General features: G+C 54.6%; 6 protein-coding genes. 3 read left to right on the top strand and 3 right to left on the bottom strand.

Going from position 1 to position 6,970, the window contains the following annotated elements:
- A partial coding sequence (locus ACFFJP_RS15570; RefSeq protein ID WP_377246103.1) for an alpha/beta hydrolase family protein occupies positions 1-930 on the top strand: 930 nt, incomplete at its 5' end.
- On the opposite strand, the gene ACFFJP_RS15565 is transcribed toward ACFFJP_RS15570, so the two are convergent.
- Entirely contained in the window at positions 873-1,826 is a 954-nt protein-coding gene (locus ACFFJP_RS15565) for an SMP-30/gluconolactonase/LRE family protein (protein WP_377246100.1), read from the bottom strand. The genes ACFFJP_RS15570 and ACFFJP_RS15565 overlap by 58 nt on opposite strands.
- A gap of 188 nt (positions 1,827-2,014) precedes the next feature.
- Between ACFFJP_RS15565 and glpK the strand changes: the two genes are divergently transcribed.
- Together glpK and glpD are read left to right on the top strand one after the other, a co-directional pair.
- A complete protein-coding gene (gene glpK / locus ACFFJP_RS15560; protein ID WP_377246097.1) occupies positions 2,015-3,493 on the top strand; it encodes a glycerol kinase GlpK in 1,479 nt (492 codons plus the stop codon).
- 112 nt (positions 3,494-3,605) lie between these two features.
- Entirely contained in the window at positions 3,606-5,123 is a 1,518-nt protein-coding gene (gene glpD, locus ACFFJP_RS15555; protein WP_377246094.1) for a glycerol-3-phosphate dehydrogenase, read from the top strand.
- 56 nt (positions 5,124-5,179) lie between these two features.
- Here glpD and ACFFJP_RS15550 read toward each other — a convergent pair whose 3' ends face one another.
- The gene (locus ACFFJP_RS15550) at positions 5,180-6,169 is read right to left on the bottom strand and encodes a 2-dehydro-3-deoxygalactonokinase (protein ID WP_377246091.1); all 990 of its coding nucleotides are present in this window, start codon (positions 6,167-6,169) and stop codon (positions 5,180-5,182) included.
- Positions 6,162-6,923 carry an SDR family NAD(P)-dependent oxidoreductase gene (locus tag ACFFJP_RS15545; RefSeq protein ID WP_377246088.1) on the bottom strand — a complete coding sequence of 254 codons (762 nt, stop codon included), beginning with the start codon at positions 6,921-6,923 and terminating at the stop codon, positions 6,162-6,164. The genes ACFFJP_RS15550 and ACFFJP_RS15545 overlap by 8 nt, the downstream gene beginning before the upstream one ends.
- Between the last annotated feature and the right edge of the window lie 47 nt (positions 6,924-6,970).

Below are 6,970 nucleotides of genomic sequence, written 5' to 3'. Positions count from 1 at the left end.
CAGCTGCCGGTGGTGGTCATTTCGCATGGTTACACTGGCTATCGCAGCCTGATGTTTTATCTGGCGGAACATTTAGCCAGCCACGGTTATATCGTCGCCGCTATCGATCACACCGATTCCACCAATGCTGAAATTGATTTTGCCAAAGCACCTTTTGCCGGATTTTTCAGTACTTTATACCATCGGGCACGCGACCAGCAGGCCACGCTGAATTACCTGACGTCGGCGAAAAGTCCGCTATTTGCGCAAACCAACCCGAACAAAGCGGGTCTGGTTGGCTATTCAATGGGTGGTTTTGGCGCGCTCAGTACGCTGGGTGCCTGCTATCAGTTTCCTGATGCGATGGTGCAACAGCTGACCGGTGCAGCGCAACCTGCGCAAATCGCTGCACTACGCACTCAGCTCAATAGCTGCAACGCCGGCCAGGCGAAAGCAGATCCGCGCTGGCAAACCGGCATTTTATTTGCGCCTTGGGGCGGTCAGTATCAGCTGTTTGACCCAAAATCGTTGGCGAAAATCCAAACGCCGCTGTTATATGTTGCCGGTGATCAGGATGATATTTCCGGTTATCAGGGGATTGTGCAGTTGTTTCAACACAGTGGTAGTGCGGCGCGTTACCTGCTGACTTACCATGGTGCCCGTCACAATATTGCCACTCATCCAGCCCCCGCTGCAGCGCGGGACATCGAGAGCGATTATGGTCATTATGCCGAACCGGCCTGGGATATCCGCCAGATCAACCGGGTGAATCAGCACATGGTCTTAGCGATGCTGGATTGTCAGCTGAAGCAAAAGGCTGACGCTTGCCAGCTGCTGCCAACCAAGAATAGTCGTTCGGATGAAGACAAAGGCTGGCCGGGATTTCCGCCGCGTTATAACACCGGCATGTCCTGGCAAACCGGCTCTGCTAACCAATCTGGTTCTAAGTGACAGACCGATTCCGGCACAGCCAGCGGCCGCGATAACTGATAGATAAACAAATCTCCGGCAGCAGGTTGCTCTGCCAGCTGCCGGGCATTGAGACCCAGCCGGGACGTGGTGATAAACAACAAATCGCCGTGCTCCCCGCCAATCGCCACACTAGACGGCTGCGACACCGGCAAGGTCAATGTCAGATCGACCTGTCCCTGCGGGTTCAGCCGAACCACAGTGCTGGTGCCCCATAGCGCAGTCCAGACATGATCTTCTGCATCCACAGTCGCACCATCCGGTGAGGCATTCTCGGCAAAATTGGCAAATAAGCGTGGCTGGCTCAGCGTTGCCTGTGCGGTGCAAAATTCATATTGCCAAATCTGATGACGGGGTGAATCGGCGTGATACATACGCCGGCCATCGAGGCTCCAGCACAGGCCATTGGAAATTTGCAGCTGGCGCAAATGCCGTACGGCCTGCCCCTGACGGTTCAGTTGATACAAAGCCCCACATTGTGACGTCTGAAACTGGATTTCGACCATGGATCCGGCCCAAAATCGGCCCTGACGGTCGGTACGGCCATCATTAAAACGGTTACCACGGATATGACGTTCTGGACGGGCTAACCAGCGTAAAGCGCCGGTATGCGGGTGATACAGCGCAAAACCACTTGCCAGAGCCAGCACAAATTGAAACGGCGCATCCGCCGCGACATTCAGCACGCCAAAGCTGCCAATCCGCTCCGGCAATGCAAGCTGGTGCACCTGACACAGATCTGCACTTAACCAGTGCATACGGCCTGCTTCAATATCGACCCAGTAAAAACGCTGCAACAGCGGATGCCACAATGCATTTTCACCCAGTACATTTTGTACCGGAACACTCTGCAGCAATATCGCGGAGACTGAATTCATCTCAACATCCCTGAAACGTTTCAGCCACGGAGAATAACAAGAAAATAGCGCTGAACATAGCGACCATTGCACCAGAATCTGGCTCTGCGCACGAAAACAATGCAGGCGTTTCCTGCAAAAAACAGTTGCCAACACGGCATTCAGACGGCAAGCTAGGCTTTATTATATTATAAATATGATTAAGCAAAATGCAGAACTATATTCTATCTATTGATCAGGGAACGACCAGCAGCAGAGCCATCCTGTTTAATCTGGAAGGTCAGCCTGTCGCCACAGAACAGCAAAGTTTTACTCAGCACTATCCGCACAATGGCTGGGTTGAACATGATCCGCAGGACATCTGGCAGACGGTCTTGGATTGCAGCCGGCAGGTGATGGCAAATCAGCAAATTGATCCGGAGCAAGTCATCGCCATCGGTATTACCAATCAACGTGAAACCACTTTGGTGTGGGACCGGCATACTGGCGAACCGGTTTATCGGGCCATTGTTTGGCAAGACCGCCGCACTACCGCCTATTGCGAAGCGTTACAAAGCGAGACCGTCAACGAACTAATTGCTGCGAAAACCGGCTTGTTGCTGGACCCTTATTTCTCTGCAACCAAGATCCGCTGGATTTTGGACCAGGTACCCGGAGCCGCCGCTAAGGCCGCAGCCGGCGATTTGTTATTTGGCACCGTTGACAGTTTCCTGCTGTGGCGCCTGACTGGCGGCGCAGTGCATCGCACCGATGCGACCAATGCATCACGCACTATGTTGTATAACATTCACCAGCATTGCTGGGACGAAGAACTGCTCAGTCTGTTTGACATCCCGGCAGCCATGTTACCGGAAGTGATGGATTCGTCAGCCGACTTCGGCCGGACTGCGCCGGAGATTTTTGGCAAACAGATCCCGGTCTATGGCATTGCCGGCGACCAGCAGGCCGCTCTGTTTGGTCACGCCTGCTTTGACACCGGCATGGCAAAAAGCACTTATGGCACCGGCTGTTTTCTGATGCTGAACACCGGTGACAAAGCACTCAGATCGGAAAACCGGCTGCTGACGACTATTGCCTATCAGCTCAACGGCAAAGCCACTTATGCCATCGAAGGCAGTATCTTTATGGCCGGAGCCACCATGCAGTGGATTGTCGAAGGACTGAAACTGCTGCGCCACGCCGGCGAAAGTGAAGCCATGGTCAAAGACGTGCCACTCGACCACGGCGTGTTTCTGGTGCCATCTTTTACCGGACTCGGCGCGCCCTACTGGGACCCGAATGCCCGGGGCGCCATTTTGGGCCTGACGCGGGATTCCGGCATCAGCTCCATTGTCGCGGCCGCGCTGCAATCGGTCGGTTATCAAACCAAAGATCTGCAAAAAGCGATGGAACGTGACGGTATCCGCCCCAATGTGCTGCGGGTCGACGGCGGCATGGTAAAAAACAATTGGGTATTGAGCTTCCTCGCCGATATTTTGGGCGCCGTGGTGGAACGACCACAAATCACCGAAACCACAGCCCTAGGTGTCGCCTATCTGGCCGGTTTACAGGCAGGGATCTATCAGTCGACCGAACAACTGGCCAGCATGTGGCACTGTGAACGACGTTTTCAACCATCGATCTGCGCCGAACAACGCAATCACCTGTATCACCAATGGCAACATGCGGTGGCAAAAGTGCGGCTTTAGGCCGCACCTGACCGTTTGTTCCAACTAATCCGAGCAGTTAAACCAATCTGACGCCTTGCTTGCCGCGTATTGACTGTTTATTATGGTATTTATCTTATAAATAAGAAAAGTGATGATGAACAACAATTCCAGCGCAGAACTTTATGACCTGCTGGTCATCGGTGGTGGCATCAACGGCTGTGGTATTGCCGCAGACGCTGCCAGCCGGGGCCTGAAAGTTCTGTTGTGTGAACAGCAGGATCTGGCCGCAGCGACGTCGTCCAACAGCAGTAAACTGATCCATGGCGGCTTGCGCTATCTGGAACATTACGAGTTCCGGTTGGTCCGCGAGGCACTGGCGGAACGCGAAGTGCTGTTAAAAGTCGCGCCGCATATTATCTGGCCTCTGCGCTTTCGGCTGCCACACCAGCCACACCTGCGCCCGGCACTGCTGATCCGTCTCGGGCTGTTTTTATATGACCATCTGGCCCGGCGCGTCACCCTGCCATCCTCACGCGGGATTCGCTTTGGCAATACCGATCCCCTGGTCACCACTATCCGGCGCGGTTTTGAATACTCAGATGCCTGGGTCGACGACTCCCGTCTGGTGGTGCTGAATGCGATGGCGGCCCAATATCATGGTGCTACTGTGTTGACCAGGACCCGTTGTCAGTTAGTGCAGCGCGAGGGGGCTTTTTGGCAGGCTGAGTTAGCTGAACAGCACAGCGGACAAATCCGGCATATTCAGGCCCGCACCGTCGTCAATGCCGCAGGTCCTTGGGTTGCCAGCTTATTTGAACAAACTCTGCCGGGGCCGACGCCGCAAAAAATTCGGCTGGTCAAAGGCAGCCATATTGTGGTGCCGAAGCTACACGATGACCCACAGGCCTACATTCTGCAAAATGAAGATCAGCGGATTGTGTTTGTGATCCCCTATGAAGACGACTTCAGCTTGATTGGAACAACCGATGTCGACTATCAGGGCGACCCGGCCAAAGTCGCCATTAGCGATGCCGAAACCGACTACCTGCTGCAGATCAGTAATAGCTATTTCCGCCGCAAGATCAGCCGGCAGGATATCCGCCATAGCTACGCCGGCGTGCGGCCTCTGCTGGACGACGAGGCCGACAGTGCGCAGGCAGTGACGCGCGACTACAAACTAGAGCTTGATGCACCGATGAGCGCTGCGCCACTGCTGTCGATCTTTGGTGGAAAAATTACCACTTACCGCAAACTGGCGCAGGCTGCTGTTGACCGACTGGCAGCGTTTTTCCCGCATATTGGTGCTTGCCGGACTGCAGAGCTGCCGTTACCGGGTGGTGATTTTGCCAGTCAGGTCGCGTTATTACGGGAATTGTCGCAAAGCTATGATTTTGTCCCGACCGCCGTCCTGCAACGCTATGTACGGAGTTACGGCACCCTGACTTCTCAGCTGTTGGGTGGTTGCAGCAATCAGACCGATTTAGGCGAAGACTTTGGTCATGGCCTGTATCAGGCTGAAGTCACTTATTTGCTGAACCACGAATGGGCGCACAATGCCGCCGACATTCTGTGGCGGCGCACTAAACTGGGTTTGCGCCTCGATAACGCACAACAACTGCGTCTACAAGCCTTTATCGAAAGGCGGCAACAAAGTGGTAAAGTTGCCTGAACCCATCGACGAAAAAGCCGGCTCGATGCCGGCTTTTTCGTCAGTGCAGCACGCCGTTAACCCAACTGACAAACGCCATCGGACACAACCTGAGCGGCAACTATCCCAGCACAACGCTGCTCCCGTGCCAACCAGCCAAAACCGGCCAGTGTTGCATCGGTAATATCAAAAGTTCGGACTTTGAAACCGGCCAGTTGCAGCGCTTCACGGTAACAAAAATTCAGTTGCGAATTGCCCGCCAACACCACATCACAGTCTTCGCTGGCACAAGGTTCATTAACCTGCCAGCCCTGTACGTCAGCCCCCACCAGAATGCCTGACAGATAGGCGCTGGCTTGCTGGGGTGTTAAACCGCTAAACAGCTGTTCGGTTCTGACGGTGAATAATTGATGCAACCAATGCAAGCCGGCAGTGCCACGCATTTGTTGGCAGCCACGGATAAAGCTTTCTGTGCAGAAGTCACCCGAATTTTCAGCCTGTTGCAACAACACACTGTGTTGAGTCAACAATGCATAGAGTTCGCCGGTCATGCTGGTGCGAAAATGCCGGATTTGTCCATCTTCCAGCCAGACCCATTTGGTATGGGTACCGGGCAGACAAACCAGCCGGCGGCCGAAACGCAGTTCTGGGGCCAACTGCAACAAACCAAGCAACTGCACTTCTTCACCACGCATCACATCATGACCACCTTCCGGCAGGGCACAACGCAGACCGGTCGACAGCCACAACGCCATGTCGGGGCACTGTCCCTGCACTAATTCAGGTAATAACGCCTGTGGCAAACAGGGCGTGTTGAGATATCGGGTCTGATACCAACCTAATGAAGACGTGATATGGCCGGCCATATAAACCACCAGCGCCGGGTCCTGCCGCAACCAGTCACCGACAGCCTCTAACAGTGTCACACGGAACTGACCACGCGCGGCTGCGACACCGGGGCCGCTGGCACTGGCCAGCACCTTCGGCTGCACACCGTCAGGCTGACATAAAAAAGCTTTTAACTGGCTGGCGCCCCAGTCGATGGCAATGAAAGCTGGTTCAGTCACTGAGACTAATCCCGCCGTCGATTTGGATCGCTTGTCCGGTGATCATCACACTTTGTTCAGACGCCAGAAACAGCGCCAGATTGGCGACATCTTCCGGCTGAATAAAACGTTTCAGCGCGCTGTCTTCGAGCCAGCGTTGTTGCTGTTCCGGCGTGAACCAACTGTTGAGTTGCCGCTCAGTCCGGACCCAACCGGGCAATACCGCATTCACCCTGACGCCATGGGCGCCGGCTTCACGCGCTAACGCCTTGGTCAGGCCGATCAGGCCGGCTTTGGCCGTGACATAACCAGCCATATCCACTTTGCCAGTGACTGCGACGACGGAACTGAAATTAATCACAGAAGCCGAAGATTGCTGCTGCAAAAACGGCAATGCGACCTGCGTGGCAAAAAATGCCGCATCCAGGTTCACCGCATGACATTGCCGCCAATTGGCGGGTGTCACCTGCGCTGTTGGCATCCGCTGGTCATTGGCAACATTGTTAATCAATACATCCAACCGGCCCCAACGCGCGGCCGCCGCCTCGATCGCTTGCTGCAACGCTTGCACATCGGTGACGTCTACGGCGGCGAACCAGACTTGTCCGGCCGGTAACTCTGCCATTAACGCGGCACCTGCAGCGGCATTTAAGTCAATAAACGCGACGTGGCAGCCCTGCTGCACAAAAGTGCGGACCATAGTCGCACCAATGCCGGTGGCGCCCCCGGTAATAAACACGGCTTTATCGCGTAAACAAGAGTACAGAGCTGTCATGCTTTTGTTTTCATTCTGAAATTCAGCTAATAGAGAATTCGCAATCT

It is taken from the genome of Rheinheimera tilapiae, from assembly GCF_042432165.1.
GTDB classification, from domain to species: Bacteria; Pseudomonadota; Gammaproteobacteria; order Enterobacterales; family Alteromonadaceae; genus Pararheinheimera; species Pararheinheimera tilapiae.
Note: the sequence above shows the minus strand (reverse complement) of the source record. Positions and strands in the feature narration are given on the sequence as shown.

What these genes read in the sequence shown, in the direction of transcription:
- ACFFJP_RS15565 (WP_377246100.1), bottom strand. Translation starts at nt 1,826, where the DNA reads ATGAATTCAGTCTCCGCGATATTGCTGCAGAGTGTTCCGGTACAAAAT.
- glpK (WP_377246097.1), top strand. Translation starts at nt 2,015, where the DNA reads ATGCAGAACTATATTCTATCTATTGATCAGGGAACGACCAGCAGCAGA.
- glpD (WP_377246094.1), top strand. Translation starts at nt 3,606, where the DNA reads ATGATGAACAACAATTCCAGCGCAGAACTTTATGACCTGCTGGTCATC.
- ACFFJP_RS15545 (WP_377246088.1), bottom strand. Translation starts at nt 6,923, where the DNA reads ATGACAGCTCTGTACTCTTGTTTACGCGATAAAGCCGTGTTTATTACC.